Source organism: Stenotrophomonas sp. 17(2023) (assembly GCF_030345315.1).
In the GTDB taxonomy this organism is placed as follows: Bacteria; Pseudomonadota; Gammaproteobacteria; order Xanthomonadales; family Xanthomonadaceae; genus Stenotrophomonas; species Stenotrophomonas acidaminiphila.
On record NZ_CP128405.1, the window covers coordinates 1,163,071 to 1,187,873 of the forward strand.

Genomic DNA, 24,803 nt, shown 5'->3' on the forward strand with positions numbered 1-24,803 from the left:
TGCAGCACACCGCCTTCCTCCACATGACGTCCTCGCCATGACCCACAACGTGCTTTTCCTGTGTACCGGCAACAGTGCCCGCAGTGTCCTGGCCGAAGCCACGCTGCGCGCGTGGGCCGGCAACCGTTTCAAGGTGTTCAGCGCCGGCAGCCAGCCCACCGGCACCGTGAACCCGTTCGCCCTGGCCCAACTGCAGGCCGAGGGCATTTCCACCGCCGGGCTGCGGAGCAAGTCCTGGGATGAGTTCACCACGCCGGGGGCGCCGCGCATGGACCTGGTGGTGACGGTGTGCGATTCGGCAGCAGCCGAAACCTGCCCGGTGGTATTCGGGGATTTCCTGCGCACCCATTGGGGGTTGCCCGACCCGGCGGCGGCCGGTGGCAGCGACGACGACAAGCGTGCGGCGTTCAGGCAGGCCCATCGTGTCATCCAGGCCCGGCTGATGGCCTTCCTGGCGCTTCCCTCGTCGGTCTGGGAGGACCGTGCGCAGCTCAAGGCCGCCCTGGACAAAATTGGCTTTGTCGATGCGCGGGACGCGACCGGTGAGTGACGCAGCACCACGCATGGGGTTCTTCGAGCGCTACCTGACCCTGTGGGTGGCGTTGTGCATCGTGGCCGGCACGCTGCTGGGGCATCGCTGGCCATCGGCGTTCGCGCACCTTGGCGGCATCGAATGGGCGCAGGTGAACCTGCCGGTGGCGGTGCTCATCTGGGTGATGATCGTGCCCATGCTGATGAAGATCGACTTCGGCGCGCTGCGCCAGGTCGGCCGGCACTGGCGCGGCATCGGCACCACGCTGTTCGTCAACTGGGCGGTGAAGCCGTTCTCGATGGCCCTGCTGGGCTGGTTCTTCCTGCGCCACGTGTTCGCGCCGTGGCTGCCGGCCGACCAGGTGGATGCCTACATCGCCGGCCTGATCCTGCTGGCGGCCGCGCCGTGCACCGCGATGGTGTTCGTGTGGAGCAACCTGTGCCGCGGCGATGCCGCCTTCACCCTCAGCCAGGTGGCCTTGAACGACGCGATCATGGTGGTGGCGTTCGCGCCGCTGGTCGCGCTGCTGCTCGGCATTTCCTCGATCACGGTGCCGTGGGCGACGCTGGCCATCTCCGTGGGGCTGTACATCGTGGTGCCGGTGATCATCGCCACCGGCCTGCGCGCCTGGGTGATGCGCAACGGCGGGCAGCGGCGGCTCGACGGCTGGCTGGCCCGGCTCGGCCCGCTGTCGCTGGCGGCGCTGCTGCTGATGCTGGTGCTGCTGTTCGGGTTCCAGGGCAGGCAGATCCTGGCCCAGCCGCTGGTGATCGCGATGCTGGCCGTGCCCATCCTCATCCAGGTCTATTTCAACTCGGGGCTGGCCTATCTGCTCAACCGCCGCCTGGGCGTGGCCCACTGCGTTGCCGGCCCCTCGGCGCTGATCGGCGCCAGCAACTTCTTCGAACTGGCGGTGGCCACCGCGGTAAGCGTGTTCGGCGTCCATTCGGGGGCGGCACTGGCCACGGTGGTCGGCGTGCTGATCGAAGTGCCGGTGATGCTGTCCGTGGTCCACATCGTCAATCGCTCGCGGGGCTGGTACGAGCATCGCCGCGCGCACTGACGCGCGGCGGCTGGCGCGGCGCCCTGCCAGGCAAGAATCAGGATTTTTCCCGATGCGCCGGCATCGTTCCGGCGCCAGCATCGCACCGGTGCGGCCCGCGAACCCGGCCCTGCCTGCCATGCGTGACCGCAGGCGGGGGGCTTCCTGTACCGTGCCGCCATGTCCCCGTGTCCTGCTGGAGCCGTCGAATGATCAAGCGCTGGTCCCCCCTGCTGTTCGCCCTGGTCGCCGCCGGCGCCGCATCGGCCACGCTTGCCGCCGAACAGCGGCCGCGTGCGCGCGAGGCCGGCGTGGTCATCGGTACGCTGGCGACCGGGCCGCACAATGCGATCACCGACGTGGCCGGGGTCGGCGTCGGCCACGCCACCCTGCGCGAGGGCACGCGCCTGCATACCGGGGTCACCGCGATCCTGCCGCATTCCGGCAACCTGTACCGCCAGCGGGTGCCGGCGGCGATCGTGGTCGGCAACGGCTACGGCAAGCTGGCCGGCATCACCCAGGTGCAAGAACTGGGCGAGCTGGAAACGCCGATCCTGCTGACCGGCACGCTGAGCACCTGGAAGGTTGCCGACGCGATGGCGGACTGGCTGTTGCGGCAGCCGGGCATGGAGCAGGTGCGCTCGATCAACCCGGTGGTGGGCGAGACCAACGATGGTTACCTCAGCGACATCCGTGCGCGGCCGCTGACCCCGGCGCTGGTGGAGCGCGCGCTGACCACGCCGTCGCATGCCGCGGTCGAGGAAGGCGATGTCGGTGCCGGTGCCGGTACGGTCGCCTTCGGCTGGAAGGGCGGCATCGGTACCAGTTCGCGGCAGCTGCCTGCCGGCGATGGCGGCTACACGGTCGGCGTGCTGGTGCAGAGCAATTTCGGCGGCGAGCTGACCATCGCCGGCGTGCCGGTGTGGAAGGTGTTGCCGGACCCGGCCGCGTATGCGCGCAGCCTGGCGGTGCCGCCGCCGAGCACCGGCGACGGCAGCATCATGCTGGTGGTGGCCACCGATGCCCCGCTGGACGCGGCGCAGCTGCAGCGCCTGGCGAAGCGGGCGCTGGTCGGACTGGCGCGCACCGGTTCGGTGATGTCCAACGGCTCGGGCGACTACGTCATCGCCTTCTCCACCGCGAAGGAGAACCTGCGCGATCCGGACCGGGCGCTGCAGCCGGCGCGCAGCCTGGCCGGCGAAGCCATGTCGCCGCTGTTCCAGGCCGCTGCCGAGGCGACCGAGGAAGCCATCGTCAACTCGCTGTTCCGCGCCCACACCGTGCACGGACACCGCGGCACCGCGGCGGCGCTGCCGCTGGCGCCGGTGCTGGAGGCGGTGCGACGCGCGCAGCTGGCGGCGCCGGCGCCACGCTGACCCGCCGCTGCGGCCGCCTGCGCGCCGGAGTGGGCGCGCGGCCGCGGTGATTCAGTTGAGCAGCCGCGCCAGCTGCGTGCGGTTGCTGACGTTCAACTTGCGGAAGATCGAGCTGATCTGCGATTCGATGGTCTTGCGCGAGCGGCACAGGCGCTCGGCGATGGCGTCGTTGCGCAGCCCCGAGGCGACCAGCCCGGCTACCTTGCGCTCGCTTGGCGACAGGCACTTGAGCAGGGGCAGGGCGCGCGCGGCGGCGGCCTCGGTCACGTCGTCGGTGTCGCCGTCCGCGGCCAGGACAAGCAGGTGCTGGGCGTGGCGGAATGAATTGCCGGGCGCCGAACTGATCTCCACGCGCAGGGTCTGCGCCGGGCGCTGCGGATGGGCCAGGATGAAGCTGGCGCGCTGGCCGGGCGCCGCGGCGGTGCCTGCGGTTCCCTCCATCCAGCGGCGCAGCGGCGCCTCGATCGCGCGCGGCAGGCAGCCGTCGCGTTCCGTATCGGTACTCCAGCGCCGGCAGATGCGCTTGGCTTCGCGCGACATGTACGACGGCGCCAGGTTGCCATCCACCAGCAGTGCGGCCAGCGGAAGCTCGTACAGCAGGTCTTCCACGGCCTTGTGCCGCAACCGGTCGGATTCGAGCATGCGCACGCGCTGCAGGCTGGCATCCAGCAACGGATACAGCTCGGCCAGGAACGCCAGTTCGGCGTCGGACAGCTCGGTGTGGGCGGTGAGGATGCGGATGCTCAGTACCGCTTCCAGCCGGGTGCCGTCCCAGAATGCCAGGTGGATGAACTCCCGCCAGGCCGGCGCCGGGTTCTGCGCCTTGAGCCGTTCGGGTGCAAGCGCGTCCTGCGATGCGATCTGCGAGAACGTGTACCAGCGGATCCGCGGATTGGCGTCCAGGTAGGGCGCGGCCACTTCCAGGCTGGTGACCAGGCGGGCCCCGTCGTCGCCGGCCGTGGCCAGGTGGTGCCGGCCCTGCAGGGGCTGGTAGCCGTCGATATCGAACAGCAGGCTGCACGAATGGCACGGCAGTGTCGCGTTGATCAGCGCCGCGCAGGCCTGCCACAGCGACGCCATGTCCAGCGCCTTCACCAGCGCCGCGCGCGCGGACGCCAGGCCATCGGCGCGCGCGCAGGGTGGGGCATCGAGCATCAGCATGGCGTCTCCGGGAAGGTGCGGACGGCGTGGCGGCGGCCTCGCCCGCAGGCTGGCGGCGAATGGCATCGTGGCTATGTAGCAGCGGCCCGTGGTGCTGGCAAGCGGCGCGCATCGCGCGCTGGCGGCGGCGGTGCCCGGCCGGGAATATGCGGGTTTTTCCCGATTCGGCGCGACACCCGGTATGGTCGAATGGCGACGATCAGTTCCGGCCCGGGAAAAAGGTGGCAAGCATGCGACATACGAACGAGCGGCAGCAGGTACCCGTGGAGGCCCGGCCATGAGCGCGACGCCGGCCAGGGTGGTCCTGCACATGCCTTACCTGTTGTTCCTGGGCGAGGAAACCAATCCGCTCAAGGCCAAGACCGCCTTCGGCCTGCGCGACTGGAGCGCGCAGGACTGCATCGGCCAGACGCGACTGCCTGGCGGCACCATCGACCTTGGCCTGGCGGAACTGGACCCGGCTGCCGCGGCCGCCGCCGGCGCGCGCTCGCTGGTGATCGGCGTCACCCCGGTCGGCGGGCGCATTCCCGCGCACTGGAGCCCGCTGTTGATCGCCGCGGTGGAGGCGGGCCTGGACATCGTCAGTGGGCTGCACACGCCGCTGGAATCGGTGCCCGGCCTGGCGCAGGCGGCGCTGCGTTCGGGCGTGCGCCTGGTGGACGTGCGCCGGCCCCCGGACAACCTGCCGCGCGCCACCGGCAAGCGGCGCAGCGGCAAGCGCGTGGCGATGGTCGGTACCGACTGCGCGCTGGGCAAGAAGTACACCGCGCTGGCGCTGGCCCGGGCGATGCGCGGGCAGGGCATCGATGCCGATTTCCGTGCGACCGGGCAGACCGGCATCATGATCGCCGGCGCCGGCATCGCGGTGGATGCGGTGATCGCCGATTTCATCGCCGGCGCGGCCGAGTGCATTTCGCCCGACGCCGCGCCCGACCACTGGGACCTGATCGAAGGCCAGGGCTCGCTGTTCCATCCGGCCTATGCCGGCGTGACCCTGGGCCTGCTGCACGGTTCGCAGGCCGACGGCCTGGTGCTGTGCCACGACCCGCTGCGCACGCACCTGGTCAGCTGGCCGGACTACCCGGTGCCGGGCCTGGCGGTGGCACGCGACCTGTACCTGCAGGCCGCGCGCCTGACCAATCCCGGCGCGCGCCTGGTCGGGGTGAGCCTGAATACCTCGGCGATGGACGCCGCCGCCGCGCAGGAGGCCCTGGAGCGTGCCGAGCGCGAGCTGGGCGTTCCGGCCTTCGACCCGATGCGCAGCCCCCTTGACCGGGCGCTGGCCTCGATCATGGGCTGAGGCCGTGGCCATGCGCACGCTGCATGCCAGGCCGCATGCCTGGAAACTGAGGGAGCCGTTCGCCATCGCCCGCGGCGTGCGCAGCGAGGCGCGCGTGGTCATCGTCGAGCTGCACGAGGACGGCCGGGTCGGCCGTGGCGAGGCCGGTGGCGTCGGCTACCACGGCGAAACCCCGGAAAGCATGCTCGCGCAGATCGAGCAGGTGCGCCCGGCGCTGGAACGGGGCTGCGACCGCCACGAACTGCTGCGGCTGCTGCCCGCCGGCGGTGCCCGGCATGCGCTGGATGCGGCGCTGTGGGACCTGGAGGCAAAGCAAAGCGGGGTGCCGGCATGGACCCGCGCCGGCATCGCCCACTGGCGGCCGGTCGACAGCGCGGTGACCATCGGCATCCGCGACATCGCCGCCTACGAGGCCACCGCGCGTGCGCATGCCGATTACCCCTGGCTCAAGATCAAGGTGGGCAAGGGCTCGCCGCTGGAGGCGGTGGCCGCGGTGCGTCGCGGCGCGCCGCGGGCGCGGCTGATCGTCGACGCCAACCAGTCGTGGAGCGTGGAGGAGCTGCGGGCCTACGTGCCGGCCCTGCAGCCGTTCGCGGTGGACCTGCTGGAGCAGCCGGTGGCGGTGGCGCATGGCGACGGGCTGCGCGGCTATGACGGTGCGATCCCGGTCTGCGCCGACGAGGCGCTGTCCACGCGCGAGGACCTTGCCGGCCTGGTCGGGTGCTATCAGTTCGTCAACATCAAGCTGGACAAGACCGGTGGCCTGACCGCCGCGCTGGAACTGGCCGCGGCGGCGCGCGCGGCGGGCTTCCGGCTGATGGTGGGATGCATGCTGGGCGGATCGGTATCGGTCGCGCCGGGCATGGTGCTCGCACAGCTGTGCGAAGTCTGCGACCTGGATGGTCCCTGGCTGCAGGCCGAGGACTGGCCGGGCGGCATTGTCTACCAGCATGGGCGCATGTCGATGCCTGCGCTTGCCGTGTGGGGTTGAACGACGCCTGATCGCCACGCACGGGCCGGTCGCGGCGTACGCCTGCAACCGGCCCGGTGCCAAGGATCAATCCTGCGCGCTGGACCAGTCGACGGCCGGGTAGCTGCCCGGGCCCATGAACGCGCGCAGTACCTGCTTGTAGGCCGCGGGCCCGTTCTCGCTGTTGGTGAACAGCACCAGGCTTTCGCCGCTGGCCGGGTCGAGCATGAAGAAGGCCTTGAAGCCGGGGTTGTCGCCCCAGTGCCAGGCCAGGCGCCGGCCATCGGCGTCCTGCAGTCCCACGCCCAGGCCCCAGGCGATGAACGCATCGGCCGGGCCCGGCGACGCCGGATCGTCGGCATCGCTGGCCGGTGTGAACAGCAACGCATGCGTGGCCGGCCTCAGTCCTTCGCCGCGGTAAAGCGCTTTGTGGATGAAGTTGTCGTAGTCATGCGCATTGCTGACCAGGGTCCAGGCGGTGTTCTCCCAGCCGAACACCCGCTCCGCTGCGGGCGTGCCGTCCTTGCCGTGGCCGGTGGCGTTGCGCGCGCGCATCGCCGGGTCGGTGAGGTAACTGCTGCTGGGCATGTCGAACCGCGAGAACACCTCGCGCGAGGCCAGCGCATTCCAGCTGCTGCCGGTGATGTGCTCGAGCGTGCGCTGCAGCAGGTAGAAGCCTTCGCCGGAGTAGGCGTAGTGTTCGCCGGGCGCGAACCGGCTCTCCAACGGCGTGCCGTCGATGGCCGGGTTCGACGGCGATATCTGCCAGTTGGGCAGGCCGCTGGTGTGGGCCAGCACCATGCGCGTGGTGACCTGCCGTGCCAGCGGGTTGTCCCTGGTCCTGGGCGATTGCCAGTAGTCCCACAGCGGTTTGTCGAGATCGAGCTTTCCGGCGTCGACCAGGCGCAGCGCGATGTAGGCGGCCACGACCTTGGACAGCGAGGCGGCCTGGAACACGGTGTCGTCGCCGACCGTGGCCGCCGCGCGGGCGTTGAGCACGCCATGGCAGTACGCCTCGGAGATTCCGTCGCGGGTATGGATCAGCTGCGCACCGGGAATGCCATGCGCGCGCATCGCCGCGTCGAACGCCTCGCGCCTGGCCTGTGCCTGCGCACTGGCAGCTGCCGGGGTCGCATCGCAACCGTGCCGGTCGCCGGCGCCGGGCGCGGCGCACAGCGGTGGCGCGGTTCCGATGGAAAACAGTGCGAGCGCGAGAACGGCCATGCGTGGTGCCTGGATCTTCATCTTTTCCCCGGTCTGTTCGAGAAGGCGGTGTGCATCGTGCGCGGCGATGTCCGCGGATGCAGCGATCTGCAGGGCGAGGCGCGGTAGCGCATCGGCGGCCTGTGCGCTGCTGCGGCATGCGCGGGCCGCGGCAACGATACCGCATCCGCGAGCGCATCCATGCACTGCGCGACGTCTTTTTTCAGGCGCTTTCGTCGTTGCCCCGAACAGGGTGGGACAGCTTCCGTCGAAGCAGCCGCAGCATGCGAACAATCGGGGTTTCTCCCGATGCGTGGCAGGCGATGTCGCGCCTAGGATCGCTGGCATGTTCCGGGGAAGCGTGCCCGCAGGGCCGCCATGCGACCGGAGCGCATCCGGGTCCGGTACTGCCTCCCGGCGCTGCCTGTCGCAGCGCCGCGATCCGCTGCCGTGCCCGGACAGCAGGCAACACCGTCCATCGCGACAGATCGCCATCGCCGCAGTGCCTTCCAGCCGAACCATGCCGAGCAACGGGGAGACGAACCATGATGTCCATTGGCCCGCAACAACCGCAGCACCGCCGCCTGTCAATGGCGGTCCTCATGGCCCTGGCGCTGCCGGCCGTGGCGTCGGCCGCAGGTGCCGCGCATGCACAGCAGGCGGCGCCGGCAGCGGCCGGCGACCCGGCCGATGGTGGCGATGCGGCGCGTACGCTGGACAAGGTCGAGGTCACCGGTTCGCGCATCAAGCGCGCCGCGGTCGAGGGCCCGTCGCCGGTGGTGGTGATCACCAGTGAGGACATCCGCAAGCAGGGCTACAGCACCGTGGCCGAAACGCTGCAGACGCTGACCCAGTTCAACGGCGATGTCGTCGGTGGCGAGTTCAATGCCAGCGCCTCGCAACCGGATGCCGCGTTCCTCAACCTGCGCGGACTGGGCGTGGGCTATCAGCTGATCCTGCTCAACGGCAAGCGCATGACCGAGTACGCGGCCAGTTCCGGCGCGGCCTCCACCGGCGTCAGCGTCGGCAGCATTCCGGCGGTGGTGGTGGAACGCATCGAGGTGCTCAACGGCGGTGCGTCGGCGATCTACGGCTCCGATGCGGTGGCCGGCGTGGTCAACATCGTCACCCGTGACAACTGGGAGGGTGATCACCTGCGCGTGCGCGGCGGCGCCACCACCCGTGGCGGCGGCGATACCGCCCAGTTCCAGTTCAGCGGCGGCAAGGCATGGGGCCGTGGCAGCATCACCTACGCGTTCGAGCAGCTCAACCGCGAGCCGATCTTCTCCTGGCAGCGCGGCAACATCATCCGCACCGGAATGAACGCCCCGGGCAACGCCGGAACCAGCCGCCCGACCTTCGGGCTGGATACCGCGCTGATGGACGCCGGCTACAACGATTATTACTGGCTGGGCCAGGATGGCCGCCTGCTGTACGCCGGCGATGTCGATCCGGCGACGGCCACCGCGGCGCTGGAGCAGACCTGCCGCACCCTGGGGCGCAATTACTTCCCGATGTACGGCTCGGCCAGTGCCGCACGGCCCTATGCCTGCGGCAACGCCAACTACTACGACGGCGACACCCTGGCCAACAAGCACGACAAGACCTCGGCCTACGTGTCGGGCAACTTCCGCTTCAGCGACGCGCTGCAGGGCTATGGCCAGGTGCTGGTGCAGCGCTCGCGCAGCGAGGCCGCGCACCGCACCAGCATGTACCTGTACAACGCGGGCAGCGCGTACGACGTGGATATCGGCCAGTTCGAATACTGGCGCGCGCTCGACCCCAACGACATCGGCGGCGCGCCGATGCGGCTGTGGGACGAGACCACCCTGAGCGCCAATGCCGGGGTGCGCGGAACCATTGGCGCGCGTTTCGACTGGGATGCCAGCCTCAGTCTGTCGCGCGACGAGATGAAGAGCAGCTGGAAGCAGCTGATCACCGACCGCGTGCACCGCTACCTGTTCGGCGAGGCGGTGGGCGAGGTCGACGGCGCGCCGTTGTACCGCATCGATCCGTCCGTGCTGTTCGGGCCGATCACACCGCAGCAGTATGCGTCGATGGTGGACACCATCCGCAACCGCAACCTGTCGCAGACCGCGCAGGCACAGTTCGTCCTCGGCGGCGCGCTGTTCGCGCTGCCGGCGGGCGACGTGGAGATGGCGTCGGTGTTCGAGGCATCCCACTCCAGGTACGAACTGCGCCCGGATCGCCGCAGCCTGGGCACGTATGCGGGCGCCGACAAGACCTTCAACCATACCGGTGTATCCGGCGGCGGGCCGCGCGACCGTTACGGTGCCGGCGTCGAGTTCCGCATCCCGCTGCTGCAGCGCCTGGTGGCCAATGTCGCCGGGCGCTGGGACAAGTACGACGACATCTCCGACGTCGGCGACGCGATCACCTGGCAGGCCAGCCTGGAATGGCGGCCGTTCGACAACCTGCTGGTGCGCGCAAGTCGGCAGACCAGCTTCATGGCGCCGAATATCATGTGGTTGTATGGCGAACCGGTGACCGGTTACGACGACTACATCACCAACTATTACCTGTGCCGCCTCGACGGCCTGGACCTGACCACCACGGCCGGGCTGGCGCAGTGCGGTGCTGACCACCACGAGAGCGCCTGGTACGTGGAAGGCGGCAACAACAGCCGCCTGCACGAGGAGACCGCCACGTCCAATGGCCTCGGCATCGTATGGGACGTCAGCGAACGGCTGTCGCTGAGTGCCGACTACTGGGAGATCGACCTCAAGGGCAAGAGCCAGTACCTGGACACCGCCACGCTGATGAGCGAGAACGCCAGCTGCCTGCTCGGGCGGCGCGTCGATGGCACGCCGGTCGATCCGAATTCCGGAGCGTGCGCGGTCTACCTGGCCTATGTGCAGCGCGATGCGGCGGGCAAGGTCACCGAGTATTTCCTGGACGCGATCAACCAGGCCGGCGTGCGCACCCGCGGCGTGGACGCGAGCCTGAAGTACGCCTGGAGCGGCGGCGCGCTCGGCGATTTCAGCCTGAATGCCGGATACAGCCGCACCCTCGGCTACGACGTGCAGGTCGCCGCCGGTGATCCGTGGCAGGACTACATGGGCTGCTCCTACTCGGCGACCTACAGCTGCGGCAACCAGCCGCTGGCGTTCCGCTCGCGCGGCAACTGGACCCTGGGCTGGAATCGCGGCGACTGGTCGGCGAGCCTGTACGGCTACCGCAACGGTGCGCGGGTCAACTACCAGGCCAGCGCGCAGCTGCCGTCGTACGTGCAGTGGAACGCCAGCCTGTCGAAGAAGATCACCGGCAACATGCGCCTGGGCGTGGACGTGACCAACCTGTTCGACCGCTACGGGCCGAAGGACGCGAGCATGACCTGGTATCCGTTCTACCAGAACATCTATGGCATCCAGGGCCGCGCGGTGTACGTGAACCTGGATATCGATTTCTGATCCGCACGGCGGCCGGACGTCCGCCGCGGATGTGTTGCCGCGACATGCGTTGGCACATGTCCCTGCTCCTGGCCCTGCCATGCGAACGCCGCGCCCGCGCGGGAAGCGATACCGCCGGGCCGCGTGCATCCCATCCCTGCGCATGGCTAGAATCGGCCCCGAAGGATTGAATTATCACGGAGGAACGGGATGAAGGCAGGCAAATGGGGGCTGTTGCTGGCCCTTTCGATGGCATCACTGCCGGCGGTCGCGGCGGTGGACCTGGGGCAGTTCATCCGCAAGGATGAGTTCAACGAGATCAAGATCTCGCCGTCCGGGGAGTACTACGCGGCCACCGTGCCGCTGGAGGACAGCACCGCACTGACGCTGTTCCGGCGCGCCGACTTCAAGGTCGTCGCTGTGTTCAGGCCCCGGCGCAACGCGCATGTGAACGGATTCGAATGGGTCAGCGACGACCGCGTGCTCGCCGGGCTCGCCGAGAAGTTCGGCATGCTCGACCAGCCACAGCCAACCGGAGAGATCTTCGCGCTCAAAGCCAATGGCGGTCAGGCCGACCTGCTGGTCGGGTTCCGGGTACAGGGCAACGGTGCCGGTACCCGGATCCAGCCGAAGAAGGTCGAGGACGTGGCCGCGTTCCTGATCGACGGGCTGCCCGGGGATGATCGCCATGCGGTGATTTCGGTCTGGCCGCTGATGGGCGACGAGCCGTTCACCCGTGCCGAGCGGCTGGATGTGGACAGCGGCCGCCGGACTACCCTGGCGCGTGCGCCGGTGCGGCGTGCGAGCTTCGTCACCGACAACGGCGGCGAGGTGCGGCTGGCATACGGTGCCGACGTGGACAACGCCAGCAAGCTGTACTACCGCGAGGCCGCGGGCTCGGACTGGCGCCTGGTCAACGACCAGAACAGCAGCAAGCGGATCGAGGTTCCCCTGGGGTTCTCGGCGGACAACCGGCTCGTCTACCTGCAGGTGCGCGGCGGGGATGACGGCACCGACCGCATCGTCACCTGGGACCCGGTCAGCAACGCGCGCACCGCGGTGCTGCATGACCCGGGGGCCGACCCGCTGTCGATCATCCATCGCAACGGCACCTCGATCCCGGTCGGCGCACAGGTGATGGATGGGCGGCACCGCAACCTGTTCTTCGACGATGCGTCGCCCGAGGCGCGCCAGTACCGGAGCCTGGAGGCGGCGTTCCCCGGCCAGTCCGTGCGCATCACCTCGAGCACCCGCGATGGCAGCCTGCTGTTGATCCGGGTGTGGTCCGGCAACAATCCCGGCGACTTCTACCTGCTCGATACCGCGCAGAAGAAGGTGGCCCATGTGGTCAGCAGCGGCAGCTGGATCGACCCGGACAAGGCCGCCACCGTCGAGCCGGTTACCTTCAAGGCCCGCGACGGGCTCGCCATCCACGGCTACCTGACCCGGCCGCGCGGCACCTCGGGCGCGCGGCCGATGGTGCTGATGCCGCACGGCGGCCCGTTCGGCATCTTCGACGGGTGGCAGTACGACCGCGATGCGCAGATGCTGGCGGCGGCCGGCTATACCGTCATGCAGGTCAACTACCGCGGTTCCGGCAATTACGGCTGGGCATTCCAGACCGCCGGTGCGCGGCAGTGGGGCGGCGCCATGCAGGACGACCTGACCGACGCCACGCGCTGGGCGGTCGAGCAGGGCCATGCCGATGCGTCGAGGATCTGCATCTACGGGGCCAGCTACGGCGGGTATGCGGCGTTGATGGGGGTGGCGAAGGAGCCCTCGCTGTACCGTTGTGCGGCCGGGTACGTCGGCGTCTACGACCTGCCGATGATGCAGCGCCAGGACGGCCGCAAGCGCCGCAGCCTGGGCAACTGGTCCCGGGACTGGGTGGGCGAGGACATGGCCGCGCTGGCGGCGGCTTCGCCCAACCGGTTGGCCGAGCGGATCACGGTGCCGGTGTTCCTGGCGGCGGGTGGCGAGGACGAGATCGCCCCGGTCGAACACACCCGGATGATGGAAGCGGCACTGAAGAAGGCCGGGGTGCCGGTCGAATCGCTGTACTACGACACCGAAGGCCACGGCTTCTACACCGAGCCGCACCAGCGCGAGTACTACACCCGGCTGCTGGCGTTCCTGTCGCGGCACCTGGGCGGCGACACCGCGAAGTGAGCGCGGCATGCGCCTGCGTGGAAACGACAACGGCGCCGGAAGGCGCCGTTGTCGTTTCCGCCGGGCAGGCTCAGCGCACCCCGTGCATCATCCGCTTCAGCAGCGGCGAGGCGAGCAGGGCGAGCACGGCGCAGCCCAGGCCGATCCACATCAGCAGCCAGAACAGGTGTTCGTAGCGGGCCGCGGCCTCGGCGATGTCCATCACCCCGCCTTCGGGCACGTCGATGGCGGCGAGCTTGCCGAACAGCGCGGCCAGGGTTTCGGAAAAGGCGGTGGCCAGGAACCACGTGCCCATCATCAGGCTGACCACGCGCGGGGCGGCCAGCTGGGTGACGGCCGACAGTCCCACCGGCGACAGGCACATCTCGCCGATCTCCAGGACCAGGTAAGCCAGTACCAGCCACCACACGCTGGCCATCTGCCCGGTGGCGCCGACATGCTGCGCGGCCAGTGCCAGCGGCACGAACGACAGCGCGCCGAACAGCAGCCCGAACGAGGACTTCACCGGCTTGGAGGGATCCAGCCCGCGCCGGTCCAGCCATGCCCACAGCGCGGCGAACAGCGGTGCGAGCAGCACCAGGAACAGCGCGCCGAGGTAGGTCAGCGACCCGGCGGTCTGCGGCAGTACCAGGCAATCGCGCACCAGCATCACCAGCATCGCCGCGACGATGACGGCGAACAGCAGGCGCGGCGCGCCCGAACCCGGGGTGCGTTCGGACAGGCGCGCGGCGAACACGAAACCCAGCGGGGCCAGCAGCAGCGAGGCGATCGACCACGGCAGCGGGGTACCGTCGCGGATCACCAGCGACGGCACCAGGTCCTTGGTCAGCAGGCGGTCGGTGAACGTGACCCACGAGCCGTAGGTCTGCTCGTACAGGGTGAAGAACACAAGCGCCATGAAGATCAGCACCATCAGCGCGATCATCTGCTGGCGCTGCACCGGGGTGCAGCGGGTGCCGGTGAACCAGGCGAACCACAGCAGCACGCCGCCCAGCACCACGATCATCAGCATCAGCGCCAGGCTGATCTCGCCGCCGAGGGCGAAGGCGCCGTTGGCCGCGGCCCACAGCAGCGCCGCCACCGGCACCACCCCGGCGACGGCGACGGCGTAGATCAGCCACTCGCGCGGCAACCCGGCGATGCGCTGGTGCAGCGCGGCCGGCTGCGGCGGCTCGGCGTGCCCCTGCAGGTACTTCTGTCCCCACAGGAACATTCCCAGACCGACCAGCATGCCGATGCCGGCGGCACCGAAGCCGTATTTCCAGCCATAGACCTCGCCGAGGAAGCCGCAGACCAGCGAGGCGAACAGCGCGCCGAGGTTGATGCCGGCGTAGAACAGCGAGAAGCCCGAGTCGCGGCGCGGGTCAGCGCTTCCATCGGCACGGTCGGGATAGAGCTTGCCGACGATGGTGGAGATGTTGGGCTTGAGAAAGCCCACGCCCATCACGATCAGCGCCAGCGACAGGTAGGTCGCGCCCAGCGCGGTGTCGTCGCGCACCACCTCGCCGCCGACGCGGTGCGCGGCGTGGCCCTCGAAGGCCATGCCCAGGTGGCCGAGCACCAGCAGGATGCCGCCGAACACCACCGCCTTGCGCATGCCCAGCCAGCGGTCGGCGAGCAGGCCGCCGAACACCGGCACGCAGTACACCAGCCCGCCGTAGGCGCCGAGCAGGTCCAGCCCGGCCTTGTCGCCGAACAGGTGGTACTTGGTCAGGTACAGCAGCAGCAGCGCCTTCATCCCGTAGAAGGAGAAGCGCTCCCACATTTCGGTGAAGAAGCAGATGTAGACCCCCTTGGGGTGGCCGAGGAAGTCGCTGGACGGGGAGGCGGGGGTTGCGTGCATCGGGGCGCCGGCTGCGGAGTCGGCGGCAAGTATAGGAGCCGGGCGGGAGACGGGCCCGGCGGCGCCCGCCCGGCACATGCGCTGGCCCTGCCGGCGGACGCGGCGCGGATGCGGGTGTCGCCCTGGCCCGGTACCGGGGTGCGGCGGGTCACAGGGCATGGGGCGCATGCTGCGGTACGGCTGGACTTGCCGTTAAGCGGACGTTAGCGTGGCAGCGTTTTTTGCCAGCCGGAAACTTCCATGAACAATGCTGCACCCCCGCAGCTCACCTTCCGCGCGGTGGTCCTGGCCATCGTGCTGGCGGTGGTGCTGTCCGCCGCCAACGCCTACCTGGGCCTGTTCGCGGGCCTGACCGTGGCCACGGCCATTCCCGCCGCGGTCGTCTCGATGGGCGTGCTGCGCCTGCTCGGCGGCGGCACCATCCTCGAGAACAACATCGTCCAGACCGGCGCGTCCGCCGGTTCGTCGATCGCCGCGGGCGTGATCTTCACCATCCCGGCGCTGATCCTGATGGGCTACTGGCCCGACTTCAAATACTGGTGGGTGCTGGGCATCGCCGGCCTCGGCGGCCTGCTCGGCGTGCTGTTCTCGGTGCCGCTGCGGCGCTCGATGATCGTCGAAGAGCCGCTGCCGTTCCCGGAAGGCAAGGCCGCGGCCGAAGTGCTCAAGGCCGGCGAGAACCCCGGGCCGGGGCTGAAGATCCTCGGCCTGTCGGCCGCCATCGGCGGCGTGGTCAAGCTGGCCGCGGCCAATGGCCTGAAGGTCATTCCAGACAGTTGGGCGGTCGCCGGCTATTTCGCCAACAACAAGGTGATCGGCTACCTCGGCACCGGGCTGTCGCCGGCGCTGCTGGGCGTGGGCTACATCGTCGGCCTGAACGTCGGCATCGTGGTGCTGTCCGGCGCGATCCTGTCCTGGCACATCGCCATCCCGCTGTACCACGCGCTGTTCCTGGGCAGCGATCCGCAACTGGCCGCCGGCATCGCCGGCGCGCCGGCGGCCGATGCGGCGTTCGCCATCTGGTCGTCCAAGATCCGCTTCCTCGGCGTCGGTGCGATGCTGGTGGGCGGGGTGTGGACCCTGTTCTCGCTGCGCAAGTCGCTGCTGGCCGGGATCAAGAGCGGCTTCGCCGCCGCGCGCAAGAGCGCTGGCGCCACGCCGCTGGCCGAGACCGAGCGCGACCTGCCGATGAAGTGGATGCTGGTGGCGCTGGTGCTGTTCGTGCTGCCGCTGCTGGCGCTGTACCAGGCCATCGTCGGCCAGTGGCTGGTCAGCGTGCCGATGACGATCATCATGATCGTGGCCGGCTTCCTGTTCGTTTCGGTGTCCGGCTACCTGGCCGGCCTAGTCGGCTCGTCCAACAACCCGGTCTCGGGCATCACCATCGCCACCATCCTGTTCGCCTCGGTGGTGCTGCTGATGCTGCTGGGCGACGACGGCAAGGTGCAGGTCGGCGGCGCGCCGCTGGGCGCGGTGGCGGCGATCATGATCGGCGCGGTCGTGTGCTGTGCGGCCGCGGTCGGCGGCGACAACCTGCAGGATCTCAAGACCGGCTACCTGGTCGGCGCCACGCCGTGGAAGCAGCAGCTGATGCTGGGCATCGGCGCGTTCTCCTGCGCGCTGATCATGGCGCCGGTGCTGAACCTGCTGCAGGAGGCCTATGGCATCGGCTCCAAGACCCTGCCGGCGCCGCAGGCCAACCTGATGGCGTCGGTCGCCAAGGGCCTGTTCGGCGGCGACCTGCCCTGGACCATGATCATCATCGGCGGCGGCATCGGCGCGGTGGTGATCGCCATCGACGGCTGGCTGAAGAAGACCGGCAAGCGCTTCCGCGTGCCGGTGCTGGCGGCGGCCATCGGCATCTACCTGCCGCTGGAGCTGATGGTGCCGATCTTCCTCGGCGGCCTGCTGGCCCACCTGGTCGCGCGCTTCCACAAGGTGCGCGCCGACGACGAAGAGGCGCTGGACCGCGTGCATCGCCCCGGCGTGCTGTTCTCCGCCGGCCTGATCACCGGCGAGGCGCTGATGGGCATCGCCATCGCGCTGCCGATCGTCATCACCCAGAACCCGGACGTGCTGGCGCTGCCGCTCAGCCTGGGCGCCGCGGCGCAGTGGGTGGGGCTGGCAGTGCTGTTCCTGGTCGGCTGGCTGCTGTACCGGGTCGGCCGCAAGGGCGAGCAGGCGTCGCCGGCCAAGGGCTGATGCCCGCGCACGCGCGCTGATCCACCGCGCAAGGCCCCGCTCCGGCGGGGCCTTGTCGTTGCGGGAGCCCGGGCATGACTTCAAGCCTTTGCGCGCGGCGCCCGGCCGCGCCTACCATCCATGGTTTGCCTGCCTTGTTCCGGGAGAATCCCATGAAGCTCCGTCACGCCCTGCTGCCGTTGTGCCTGCTTGCCGCGCTGCCCTCGCTGGCCAGCGCACGCGGCTTCGAAGTCCGCGACATGGTGAAGCTGGACCGCGTGTCCGCGCCGCTGCTCACCGCCGATGGCGCGCAGGTGATCTTCGCCAAGCGCGTGGTCGATGCCGACCTGAAGGCCAGCAGCAGCCTGTGGATCCGCGACCTGCGCACCCGCGACCTGGCGCCGCCCAAGCGGCTCTCGCCGGACGGCTGGAACGTCAACTCGGCCGCACTGTCGGCCGATGGCCGCACCGTGTACTTCCTCAGCGCCAAGAACGGCAGCCAGCAGCTGTACGCGATGCCGGTGGCCGGTGGCGCGCCGCGCCAGCTGACCGACTTCGCGCTGGACGTGGACAGCTACCGGGTCTCGCCGCAGGGCGACCGCGTGCTGTTCAGCGCCGGTGCGTTCCAGGACTGCGGTTCGGACCTGGCGTGCACCGCCACCCGGCTGAAGGAGCGGGAAGAATCCAGGAGCAGCGGCGTGGTGTTCGACAGCATGTTCGTGCGCCACTGGGATACCTGGGCCGACGGCCGCCGCAACACCCTGTTCGTGGCGCCGCTGCCGGCCACCGGCGCCGCCGCGGGCAAGACCGCCACGGCGATCAGCGCCGGCCTGGCCGGCGACGCACCGTCCAAGCCGTTCGGCGGCAACGAGGATTTCGTGTGGTCGCCGGATGGAAAGTCGGTGGTCGCCAGCATCCGCGTGCAGGGCCGGCAGGAACCGTGGTCGACCAATTTCGACCTGTACCGGCTCGATGCCGCCGGCAAGGCCGCGCCGGTCAACCTGACCGCCGCCAACCCGGCGTGGGATGCCGGCCCGGTGTTCAGTGCCGACGGCAAGACCCTGTACTACCGCGCGATGAAGCGCCCGGGCTTCGAGGCCGACCGCTTCGGCCTGATGGCGCTGGAGCTGGCCAGCGGCACGCTGCGCGAGATCGCCCCGCAGTGGGACCGCTCGGCCGACGGCATCACCCTGTCGGCCGATGGCAGCACGATCTACACCACCGCGCAGGACATGGGCGAGCACCCGCTGTTCGCGGTCAAGGTCGCCGATGGCGCGGTCGCCAAGGTGGCGGGCGAGGGCAGCATCTCCGCCTTCGACCTTGCCGGCGACACGCTGGCCTTCACCCGCAACTCGCTCAAGAGCGGCGACCAGGTGTTCACCACCGGCACCGCGGCCGGTACTCCGCAGCGCGCGATCACCCCGAGCGCCGGCGAGATGCTGCCGGACGTCGATTTCGGCAGCTTCGAGCAGTTCTCGTTCAAGGGCTGGAACGACGAGACCGTGCATGGCTACGTGGTCAAGCCGCACGACTACCAGGAAGGCCGGAAATACCCGGTCGCGTTCCTGATCCACGGTGGCCCGCAGGGCAGCTTCGGCAACGGCTGGAGCTACCGCTGGAATCCGCAGACCTATGCCGGGCAGGGCTATGCGGTGGTGATGATCGATTTCCACGGCTCCACCGGCTACGGCCAGGCCTTCACCGATGCGATCAGCCAGCACTGGGGCGACCGCCCGCTGGAAGACCTGCAGAAGGGCTGGGCTGCGGCGCAGCACAAGTACGGCTTCCTCGACGGCGACAAGGCCTGCGCGCTGGGCGCCAGCTACGGCGGCTTCATGGTCAACTGGATCGCCGGCAACTGGAACGAGCCGTGGAAGTGCCTGGTCAACCACGACGGCGTGTTCGACCAGCGTGCGATGGGCTACGCCACCGAGGAACTGTGGTTCACCGAGTGGGAGCAGGGCGGTACCCCGTACGACGTCCCGCAGAACTACGAGAAGTTCAACCCGGTCAACCATGTCGCCAACTGGAGCAAGCCGATGCTGGTGGTGCAGGGCCAGCTGGACTATCGCATCCCGGTGGAGCAGGGCCTGGCCACGTTCACCGCGCTGCAGCGCAAGGGCATCGAATCCAGGTTCCTGTACTTCCCGGACGAGAACCACTGGGTGCTCAAGCCGCACAACAGCGTGCAGTGGCATGACACGGTCAATGCCTGGCTGAAGCAGCACATCGGCCGGTAACGCAGGCAGGGGCATGCCGCCGGCATGCCCGCCCACGGCCGGGCGGCGGCAGCGGGATGCTGTCCGCGCCCGGCCTTCGCCCCTTCCGCCGCATGCGGCGGAAGGGGGCGACCAGGACGGTTGCGATCCACGGGTCCCTCCCCGCAGGCAGCGGGGAACGGCGGCCCGACATGGCCGCGCGCGCCCAGGCCCTTCATCCGTGATCCGGGGGAAGACACGGGAACCGCGGTTCCCGACACTCACGCATCGAGGGGAGAGACGATGACGGCAGCCGCATCCGGCGCACTCATCAGCAACGACATCATCGTGTTCGGCCTGATCGCCGCCACGCTGGGCGCCATTTTCTGGACGTCGTCCAGCAGCAACCGGCTGCTGAAGAAGTTCTACGGCTTCGTGCCGGCGCTGCTGCTGTGCTACTTCATTCCCGGCATCTACAACACCTTCGGCCTGATCGACGGGGAGACCACGCGGCTCTACAACCCGATCGCGCGCGACGTGTTCCTGCCGGCGGCGCTGGTGCTGCTGACCCTGTCCATCGACCTGAAGGGCATCCTCGGGCTGGGCTGGAAGATGCTGGCCATGTACGTGGCGGCGGTGCTGAGCATCATGCTCGGCGCGCTGGTGGCGTTCTGGCTGATGGGCATCATCCATCCCGACACGGTGGCCGGCAGCACCTGGGGCGGCATGGCCGCGCTGGCCGGCAGCTGGATCGGCGGCGGCGCCAACATGCTGGCGATGAAGGAGATCTTCGAAGTCGACGCGACCACCTTCGGCCAGTTCGCGGTGGTGGACGTCGGCGTCGGCTACGTGTGGATGGCGGTGCTGATCTTCTTCGCCTCGCGGGCCCCGGCGCTGGACCGGCACAGCGGTGCGGACACCACCGCCCTGGACGACCTGCGCGACCGCGTCGCCAGCTACCAGGCGCGGCATGCGCGCATCCCTGCGCTGGGCGACCTGATGGTGATGGCCGGCGTGGCGTTCGGCGCGGTGGCGATCTCGCACGCGGTGGCCGGGCCGCTGTCGGCCTGGTTCGCCGCCCATGTCGGCTGGGCGGCCTCGGTGAGCCTGGACAAGCCGTTCGTCTGGGTGGTGCTGCTGGCGACGCTCATCGGGCTGGGCCTGAGCTTCACCCGCGCGCGCGAGCTCGAAGGCGTCGGCGCCTCCAAGTGGGGCTCGATGTTCCTGTACTTCCTGATCGCCTGCATCGGCATGCAGATGGACCTGCTGGCGCTGCTGGAGAAGCCGTGGCTGTTCGCCCTGGGCGTGCTGTGGATCGGCGTGCACATCGTGCTGCTGTGGCTGGCCGGCAAGCTGCTGCGGGTGCCGTTCTTCTATTTCGCCATCGCCTCGCAGAGCAACATCGGTGGCCCGGCCTCGGCGCCGGTGCTGGCCTCTGCGTTCCATCCGGCGCTGGCCCCGGTGGGCGTGCTGCTCGGCACCCTGGGCTACGCGGTGGGTACCGGCGCGGCCTACGTGGTCGGCATCACCCTGCGCGCGATGGCGGGAGCGGGCTGAACGCTCCTGCCGGCTTGCCGCCACCGCCCGGTGGCGGCAAACCGGCATCGTCCCGCAGCCGGGGCCAACGGCACTGCCGGCATGCTAGGCTTCGCTCCCCCACGCCACGTCATCAACGTGGCGTTTTTGTTTCCCTTCGATCGACAGGAACTGGCCATATGCCGACCGAAAGTACTCCCGCCCTCATCAGCAACGACATCGTCGGCCTCGGGCTGATCGCCGCGACCCTGGCGCTGATCTTCTGGCTGGCCAGCGGGCCGACCCCGTTCTGGAGGAAGGTCTTCACCTGGGTGCCGGCCCTGCTGCTGTGCTACTTCGTGCCGGCGATCTACAACACCACCGGCCTGATCGACGGCCATGGCACCAAGCTCTACAACCCGATCGCCCGCGACGTGCTGCTGCCGGCGGCGCTGGTGCTGCTGACCCTGTCGATCGACCTGAAGGGCATCGCCCGGCTCGGCCCGAAGCTGCTGCTGATGTTCGTCACCGGCACCGTGGGCATCATGCTCGGCGCGCTGGTCTCGTTCCAGGCGATGAAGCTGATCCATCCGGCCACCGTGGCCGGGGATACCTGGGCCGGCATGGCGGCGCTGGCCGGCAGCTGGATCGGTGGCGGCGCCAACATGGCCGCGATGCGCGAAACCTTCAATGTCGATGCCACCACCTTCGGCCAGTTCGCGGTGGTGGACGTGGTCTGCGCCAGCATCCTGCTGATGCCGGCCCTGATCTGGCTGGCCGGGCGCGCGCAGGCCATCGATGCGCGCAACGGCGCCGACACCTCGGCCATCGACGACATGAAGCGGCGGATCGCCGATTACCAGGCGCGCAGCGCGCGCATTCCCACCCTGACCGACCTGATGATCATCGTCGGCGTCGGCCTGGGCGTGGTCGGCGCCGCCCACGCGCTGGCCGCGCCGCTGGCGGCGTGGTGCGCGGCGAACATCAGCTTCGCCAGGCAGGCGTCGCTGGACAACCAGTTCGTGTGGGTGGTGATGCTGTCCACGTTCGCCGGACTGGCGCTGAGCTTCACCCGCGCGCGCGAACTGGAAGCGGTCGGCGCCTCCCGGGTCGGCACCCTGTTCCTGTACTTCCTGATCGCCTGCATCGGCATGCAGATGGACCTGCTGTCGCTGCTCGAGCGCCCGTGGCTGTTCCTGCTGGGCGCGATCTGGATGGGCACCCACGTGCTGCTGCTGTACGTGGTCGGCCGCCTGCTCAAGGCGCCGATGTTCTTCCTGGCCATCGGCTCGCAGGGCAACGTCGGTGCGGCGGCGTCGGCACCGGTGGTGGCGGCGGCGTTCCATCCCAGCCTGGCGCCGGTAGGCGTGCTGCTGGGCACGGTCGGCTACGCCACCGGCACGGTGCTGGCCTACATCACCGGGCTGATGCTCAAGTGGATGGCCGGCGCCTGACGGCCCCGCGCGGCGCCCGGCCGCGCCTCCGCGCCGGGCATGAAGAAGGCCGCCTCACGGCGGCCTTCTGTCTTCCTGCCCCGGAACCCGGGCTTCAGCAGCAACGGAAGCCCTTGCCGCCGCCGAAGCGCGCTTCCTGGCGTTCCCGGAAGAAGGTCTTGTAGTCCATGACCTCGCGCTCGGGGTGCTTTTCGCGCATGTGCCGCACGTAGTTGTCGTAGTCCGGCACGCCGCAGCACAGGCGCGCGGTCTGCACCAGGCGCCGCCAGGTACGGCGGAACGCCTGGTGCTGGCCGGCCGGGACCAGCGCGGTACCCATTACAGGTCCACCTCGTGCGGCTTGAGCGCCACGTACGGGGTTTCATGGTCGGTACGCACCGGCGAACGGCGCGCGGCGGCGACGGTCCTGATCGAATACACCAGCACCGCGAACACCACGAACAGGAACAGCGCGGTGAGGCCGGCATTGATGTAGTTGTTGACCATCACCTGGTGCATCTGCCCGAAGTCCTTGGATGGCGGCAGCAGGTTGCCGGCGGCGATGGCGTCGCGGTACTTGTGCGCCTGCGCCATGAAGCCCACCGCCGGCTCGGCGGAGAAGATCTTGATGAAGCCGGCCGCGGTGGTGCACACCAGCAGCCAGGCCGCCGGCAGCAGCGGCACCCAGGCGTACTTTTCCTTCTTGGCCTTGAACAGCACCACCGCGCACAGCATCAGCGCGACACCGGCCAGCATCTGGTTGGCGATGCCGAACAGCGGCCACAGCATGTTGATGCCGCCCAGCGGATCGGTCACGCCCTGGTACAGGAAGTAGCCCCACAGCGCGACGCAGCCGCCGGTGGCGATGAAGCTGGCCACCCACGAGTCGGTGCGGCGCAGCGCCGGTACGAAATTGCCGAGCAGGTCCTGCAGCATGAAGCGGCCCGAGCGGGTGCCGGCGTCCACGGCGGTGAGGATGAACAGCGCCTCGAACAGGATGGCGAAGTGGTACCAGAACGCCATCATGCCGTCGCCCGGCAGCACCGCATGCAGGATCTGGGCGATGCCCACCGCCAGCGTCGGCGCGCCGCCGGCGCGCGAGAGGATGGTGTTCTCGCCGATGTCGGCGGCGGTGGCGGTCAACTGTTCGGGCGAGATGGTGAAGCCCCAGCTGCTGACCACCTGCGCGGCGTTGGCCACATCGGTGCCGATCACCGCTGCCGGGCTGTTCATGGCGAAGTAGATGCCCGGCTCGATGATCGAGGCCGCGACCATCGCCATGATCGCCACGAACGATTCCATCAGCATGCCGCCGTAGCCGATGTAGGCGGCGTGGCCTTCGTTGGCCAGCAGCTTGGGCGTAGTGCCGGAGGAAATCAGTGCATGGAAGCCCGATACCGCACCGCAGGCGATGGTGATGAACAGGAACGGGAACATGCCGCCCTTCCACACCGGGCCGCTGCCGTCGGTGAACTGGGTCAGCGCCGGCATCTTCAGTTCCGGCATCACGATCAGGATGCCGATCGCCAGGCCGACGATGGTGCCGATCTTGAGGAAGGTGGACAGGTAGTCGCGCGGTGCCAGCAGCAGCCATACCGGCAACACCGCGGCGACGAAGCCGTAACCGATCAGCATCCAGGTGATCTGCACGCCGGTGAAGGTGAACATCGGCCCCAGCACCGGGTCGGCGGCGACCTTGCCGCCGTACCAGATCGCCGCCAGCAGCAGGACCAGGCCGACGATGGAGATCTCGCCGATCTTGCCCGGGCGGATGTAGCGCATGTACAGGCCCATCAGGATGGCGATGGGCATCGTGGCCATGACCGTGAACATGCCCCAGGGGCTGTCGGCCAGCGCCTTGACCACGATCATCGCCAGCACCGCGAGGATGATGATCATGATCATGAACACGCCGAACAGGGCGATGGTGCCGGGTACCGGCCCCATTTCCTCGCGCACCAGGTCGCCGAGCGAGCGGCCGTTGCGGCGGCTGGAGATGAACAGGATCATGAAATCCTGCACCGCGCCGGCCAGCACCACGCCGGCGATCAGCCACAGCGTGCCCGGCAGGTAGCCCATCTGCGCGGCGAGCACCGGGCCCACCAGCGGGCCGGCGCCGGCGATCGCGGCGAAGTGGTGGCCGAACAGCACGTGCTTGTTGGTCGGTACGTAGTCCAGGCCGTCGTTGTGGATCACCGCCGGGGTGGCGCGGGTCGGGTCCACGCCCAGCACCTTGTTGGCGATGAACAGCCCGTAGTAGCGGAACGCGACCAGGTACAGCGAGACCGCCGCGGCCACGATCCACAGTGCGTTGATGTGTTCGCCGCGGCGCAGCGCCACGACACCCAGGCAGAACGCGCCGATCAGGGACAGCAGCGCCCAGCCGGCCTTGGAGAAACCTTTCATCGAGTCACCTCGCGGGAAGACCGCTGCAAGAGTCCTCCCGCCGCGGCCGGGGGTCAACGCTCCG

At 69.4% G+C, this 24,803-nt stretch carries 16 protein-coding genes; 11 read left to right on the forward strand and 5 right to left on the reverse strand.

All coding sequences use genetic code 11. The features are described from left to right. Positions 1-37: 37 nt before the first annotated feature. The 3 genes from QQA12_RS05135 (at position 38) to QQA12_RS05145 (ending at position 2,950) form a co-directional block, all read left to right on the forward strand. On the forward strand, positions 38-550 hold the full coding sequence (locus QQA12_RS05135; protein WP_226050135.1) for an arsenate reductase ArsC: 513 nt from the start codon (positions 38-40) through the stop codon (positions 548-550). A 13-nt stretch (positions 551-563) separates the two neighbouring features. Continuing rightward, complete coding sequence (gene arsB, locus QQA12_RS05140) at positions 564-1,595, forward strand: ACR3 family arsenite efflux transporter (protein WP_226050280.1); 1,032 nt, start codon at positions 564-566, stop codon at positions 1,593-1,595. Between the two features lie 188 nt (positions 1,596-1,783). Then, complete coding sequence (locus QQA12_RS05145) at positions 1,784-2,950, forward strand: P1 family peptidase (protein ID WP_226050134.1); 1,167 nt, start codon at positions 1,784-1,786, stop codon at positions 2,948-2,950. 51 nt (positions 2,951-3,001) lie between these two features. Here QQA12_RS05145 and QQA12_RS05150 read toward each other — a convergent pair whose 3' ends face one another. Continuing rightward, on the reverse strand, positions 3,002-4,111 hold the full coding sequence (locus QQA12_RS05150; RefSeq protein ID WP_233324862.1) for a helix-turn-helix transcriptional regulator: 1,110 nt from the start codon (positions 4,109-4,111) through the stop codon (positions 3,002-3,004). A gap of 277 nt (positions 4,112-4,388) precedes the next feature. On the opposite strand from QQA12_RS05150, the gene QQA12_RS05155 reads away from it, so the two are divergent. Beyond that, positions 4,389-5,411, forward strand: coding sequence for a DUF1611 domain-containing protein (locus QQA12_RS05155; protein ID WP_226050132.1), 1,023 nt, complete (start codon positions 4,389-4,391; stop codon positions 5,409-5,411). Between the two features lie 10 nt (positions 5,412-5,421). Continuing rightward, positions 5,422-6,402, forward strand: coding sequence for an N-acetyl-D-Glu racemase DgcA (gene dgcA, locus QQA12_RS05160; protein WP_226050131.1), 981 nt, complete (start codon positions 5,422-5,424; stop codon positions 6,400-6,402). Positions 6,403-6,468: 66 nt separating this feature from the next. Here dgcA and QQA12_RS05165 read toward each other — a convergent pair whose 3' ends face one another. Beyond that, positions 6,469-7,605, reverse strand: coding sequence for a serine hydrolase domain-containing protein (locus QQA12_RS05165; RefSeq protein WP_226050130.1), 1,137 nt, complete (start codon positions 7,603-7,605; stop codon positions 6,469-6,471). 581 nt (positions 7,606-8,186) lie between these two features. Here QQA12_RS05165 and QQA12_RS05170 point away from each other — a divergent pair. Further along, a complete protein-coding gene (locus QQA12_RS05170; RefSeq protein ID WP_233324861.1) occupies positions 8,187-11,015 on the forward strand; it encodes a TonB-dependent receptor in 2,829 nt (942 codons plus the stop codon). A gap of 189 nt (positions 11,016-11,204) precedes the next feature. Then, positions 11,205-13,163, forward strand: coding sequence for a S9 family peptidase (locus tag QQA12_RS05175; RefSeq protein WP_226050128.1), 1,959 nt, complete (start codon positions 11,205-11,207; stop codon positions 13,161-13,163). Positions 13,164-13,233: 70 nt separating this feature from the next. Here QQA12_RS05175 and QQA12_RS05180 read toward each other — a convergent pair whose 3' ends face one another. Then, positions 13,234-15,006, reverse strand: coding sequence for an oligopeptide:H+ symporter (locus tag QQA12_RS05180; RefSeq protein WP_226050127.1), 1,773 nt, complete (start codon positions 15,004-15,006; stop codon positions 13,234-13,236). 240 nt (positions 15,007-15,246) lie between these two features. Between QQA12_RS05180 and QQA12_RS05185 the strand changes: the two genes are divergently transcribed. The 4 genes from QQA12_RS05185 to QQA12_RS05200 all read left to right on the forward strand — a co-directional run bounded on the left by QQA12_RS05185 (position 15,247) and on the right by QQA12_RS05200 (position 22,354). Beyond that, a complete protein-coding gene (locus QQA12_RS05185) occupies positions 15,247-17,208 on the forward strand; it encodes an oligopeptide transporter, OPT family (RefSeq protein WP_182333762.1) in 1,962 nt (653 codons plus the stop codon). Between the two features lie 152 nt (positions 17,209-17,360). Further along, positions 17,361-19,427 (forward strand): S9 family peptidase, encoded by a 2,067-nt coding sequence (locus QQA12_RS05190; RefSeq protein ID WP_226050126.1) that lies wholly within the window; start codon positions 17,361-17,363, stop codon positions 19,425-19,427. Positions 19,428-19,688: 261 nt separating this feature from the next. Further along, positions 19,689-20,942, forward strand: a complete 1,254-nt coding sequence (locus QQA12_RS05195) for a DUF819 family protein (RefSeq protein WP_054664075.1) — start codon at positions 19,689-19,691, stop codon at positions 20,940-20,942. 158 nt (positions 20,943-21,100) lie between these two features. Further along, positions 21,101-22,354: a DUF819 family protein gene (locus QQA12_RS05200; RefSeq protein ID WP_056932335.1), complete on the forward strand. Its 1,254-nt coding sequence runs from the start codon at positions 21,101-21,103 to the stop codon at positions 22,352-22,354. A 94-nt stretch (positions 22,355-22,448) separates the two neighbouring features. Here the strand turns inward: QQA12_RS05200 and QQA12_RS05205 are convergent, their stop codons facing one another. Beyond that, positions 22,449-22,673: a CstA-like transporter-associated (seleno)protein gene (locus QQA12_RS05205; protein ID WP_054664081.1), complete on the reverse strand. Its 225-nt coding sequence runs from the start codon at positions 22,671-22,673 to the stop codon at positions 22,449-22,451. Next, positions 22,673-24,739 carry a carbon starvation CstA family protein gene (locus QQA12_RS05210; protein WP_054664085.1) on the reverse strand — a complete coding sequence of 689 codons (2,067 nt, stop codon included), beginning with the start codon at positions 24,737-24,739 and terminating at the stop codon, positions 22,673-22,675. Before QQA12_RS05210 ends, QQA12_RS05205 begins: the two co-directional genes overlap by 1 nt. Positions 24,740-24,803 lie beyond the last annotated feature (64 nt).

What these genes read in the sequence shown, in the direction of transcription:
- QQA12_RS05205 (WP_054664081.1), bottom strand. Translation starts at nt 22,673, where the DNA reads ATGGGTACCGCGCTGGTCCCGGCCGGCCAGCACCAGGCGTTCCGCCGT.
- QQA12_RS05155 (WP_226050132.1), top strand. Translation starts at nt 4,389, where the DNA reads ATGAGCGCGACGCCGGCCAGGGTGGTCCTGCACATGCCTTACCTGTTG.
- QQA12_RS05175 (WP_226050128.1), top strand. Translation starts at nt 11,205, where the DNA reads ATGAAGGCAGGCAAATGGGGGCTGTTGCTGGCCCTTTCGATGGCATCA.
- QQA12_RS05135 (WP_226050135.1), top strand. Translation starts at nt 38, where the DNA reads ATGACCCACAACGTGCTTTTCCTGTGTACCGGCAACAGTGCCCGCAGT.
- QQA12_RS05185 (WP_182333762.1), top strand. Translation starts at nt 15,247, where the DNA reads ATGAACAATGCTGCACCCCCGCAGCTCACCTTCCGCGCGGTGGTCCTG.
- arsB (WP_226050280.1), top strand. Translation starts at nt 564, where the DNA reads ATGGGGTTCTTCGAGCGCTACCTGACCCTGTGGGTGGCGTTGTGCATC.
- QQA12_RS05170 (WP_233324861.1), top strand. Translation starts at nt 8,187, where the DNA reads ATGGCCCTGGCGCTGCCGGCCGTGGCGTCGGCCGCAGGTGCCGCGCAT.
- QQA12_RS05190 (WP_226050126.1), top strand. Translation starts at nt 17,361, where the DNA reads ATGAAGCTCCGTCACGCCCTGCTGCCGTTGTGCCTGCTTGCCGCGCTG.
- QQA12_RS05150 (WP_233324862.1), bottom strand. Translation starts at nt 4,111, where the DNA reads ATGCTGATGCTCGATGCCCCACCCTGCGCGCGCGCCGATGGCCTGGCG.
- QQA12_RS05180 (WP_226050127.1), bottom strand. Translation starts at nt 15,006, where the DNA reads ATGCACGCAACCCCCGCCTCCCCGTCCAGCGACTTCCTCGGCCACCCC.
- QQA12_RS05195 (WP_054664075.1), top strand. Translation starts at nt 19,689, where the DNA reads ATGACGGCAGCCGCATCCGGCGCACTCATCAGCAACGACATCATCGTG.
- QQA12_RS05210 (WP_054664085.1), bottom strand. Translation starts at nt 24,739, where the DNA reads ATGAAAGGTTTCTCCAAGGCCGGCTGGGCGCTGCTGTCCCTGATCGGC.
- dgcA (WP_226050131.1), top strand. Translation starts at nt 5,422, where the DNA reads ATGCGCACGCTGCATGCCAGGCCGCATGCCTGGAAACTGAGGGAGCCG.
- QQA12_RS05145 (WP_226050134.1), top strand. Translation starts at nt 1,784, where the DNA reads ATGATCAAGCGCTGGTCCCCCCTGCTGTTCGCCCTGGTCGCCGCCGGC.
- QQA12_RS05165 (WP_226050130.1), bottom strand. Translation starts at nt 7,605, where the DNA reads ATGGCCGTTCTCGCGCTCGCACTGTTTTCCATCGGAACCGCGCCACCG.
- QQA12_RS05200 (WP_056932335.1), top strand. Translation starts at nt 21,101, where the DNA reads ATGCCGACCGAAAGTACTCCCGCCCTCATCAGCAACGACATCGTCGGC.